Annotated in this window: 1 protein-coding gene; it reads right to left on the bottom strand. The window is 61.3% G+C overall.

Going from position 1 to position 1,614, the window contains the following annotated elements:
- Positions 1–152: 152 nt before the first annotated feature.
- Entirely contained in the window at positions 153–1,475 is a 1,323-nt protein-coding gene (locus HWX25_RS32535) for a DDE-type integrase/transposase/recombinase (protein ID WP_244135333.1), read from the bottom strand.
- Positions 1,476–1,614: the final 139 nt, after the last annotated feature.

The following is a 1,614-nucleotide window of genomic DNA, read 5'->3' as shown; positions in this document are numbered from 1 at the left end:
AGTACTTTCCAAAACCAAAAGGAGCCTGGCGGGAGCGGAGTACTTGGAGCTGGATGGTCGTTAAAGGAAGCTGCATTTTAGGGTACGGGGAGTCTCGGTTGCGAAGGGGAAGCCGTGAAGGGCGTAGCCCGTAGCGGCTTCCCCTTCGCGGGCTATGCGCTGCGTGCCCGAGCCAAACTCCATACATCGGGGTACCGAGGCCGGGTTTGGGCGGCGACTTTGCCCATCAGGCGTTCCCGCGCCAGGCGGACCTGACGGGCGGCTTCGACATCCGTCTGGCTGCGCGCCTGCTGCTTCAGTTGATCGATCGTGATGTCCTTGCGCAGGAAGTCATCCACGTTTGGCAGGCTGGCCAGTTTCTCAAGCGGCGTCATCACATCGTCGGCGCGGTGGACGCGTCGCGTTCGGCCCGGCTTCCTGGGATCGGGGATTTCGGTGCCGAAAAGGCAGGGGCGGTGCATGTTCAGAAACGGATTAAGCAGATCTACGCAAAAGGTGTTGAACTGCTTCGCCCACTCGGCCGGTATGTGCGTGTAGCCGAATTGCTTGCGCACGACATTGCCGTTCTTGGATTCGGCCAAGGCATTGTCGTTACAGCGTCGTGGACGTGAGCGGGTGAACTCGATGAGTTGCTCCTTGAGCATCTTGGCGACGTCATGGTTGATGTACTCCGAGCCACCATCGCTGTGAAAGCCGAGAATCCGGAATGGAAACTGGTCAATCATGCCGCGCAGTACCGGCAGCATGTGTTCTCGCTCCAGCGTCGGCACGGTCGCAACGACTTCCCACTGGGTGACGCAGTCGACGGCATTGATGTGATACACGCCGCGCTGTTCCTCGATGTTGCCCTGATGAACGCTGTCGATGCGGATAAAGCCGGGGCGGTTCTCCGGCGCGGGCGCCCGGCGCACAGCGATGGCCGCGCCTTTGGGACTCGTCTGGGTCTTTGTGTAGACCGTGTGATGCAGGCGATAGGTCTGCGAACGTCGCAGGTTGTAAAGATGAGACGCTGAAAGGTGCTGCAGGCGCTCGTAGCGCTCATCGTTGTAGACCTGATACATCCGGCGCAGCACGACGACCATCGCCGGGCCGGAAAGCCTGCCGTACTCACGCTCGGTCTGGGCGAGCGTGAAGATGTCCTCATCGGTGTAGCGGCGTGCGAAGGCATTCGCGGGCGTGCCCTTCAGCCACGCGAGCCTTTGCCCTTGCACCCAGCGTTGTACCAGCCGCGTCATGTGAGCTCGGCTGAAACCGCTAAAGCGTCGCAGATAGCGCAGCACGAGCCCCCGGTGGGGTCGCTTGAGCTGGTCGTAGCGAAAGCGCCGTAGCACGGATGCGACCCATTCGCGACGCTCGTGCGGGCATGCCGCGGGGGCGAAGTCGAGGGTCTGTGTGCCGTCGAGGACGGCGCGCACTTGGTCCAGGGCGCGGATTTGCGATTCGTTCAAGTTGATGATCATCCGGTAAATGATCATCCACCCCAGTGTCCCGGTGTCGGTCAACTCGCGCGTGTCGGGCCAACAACAGGCTCTTTTGCATTGGAAACGCGCCGAAAGCGCTACGCAAGAGCCAGTGCAGACCCTCGTCCAGGCTCCTGTTCCATTGGAAAGCGCT

The sequence above is a fragment of the Burkholderia sp. BCC1640 genome, assembly GCF_902833125.1.
GTDB classification, from domain to species: domain Bacteria; phylum Pseudomonadota; class Gammaproteobacteria; order Burkholderiales; family Burkholderiaceae; genus Burkholderia; species Burkholderia diffusa.
Note: the sequence above shows the minus strand (reverse complement) of the source record. Positions and strands in the feature narration are given on the sequence as shown.

What these genes read in the sequence shown, in the direction of transcription:
- HWX25_RS32535 (WP_244135333.1), bottom strand. Translation starts at nt 1,475, where the DNA reads ATGATCATTTACCGGATGATCATCAACTTGAACGAATCGCAAATCCGC.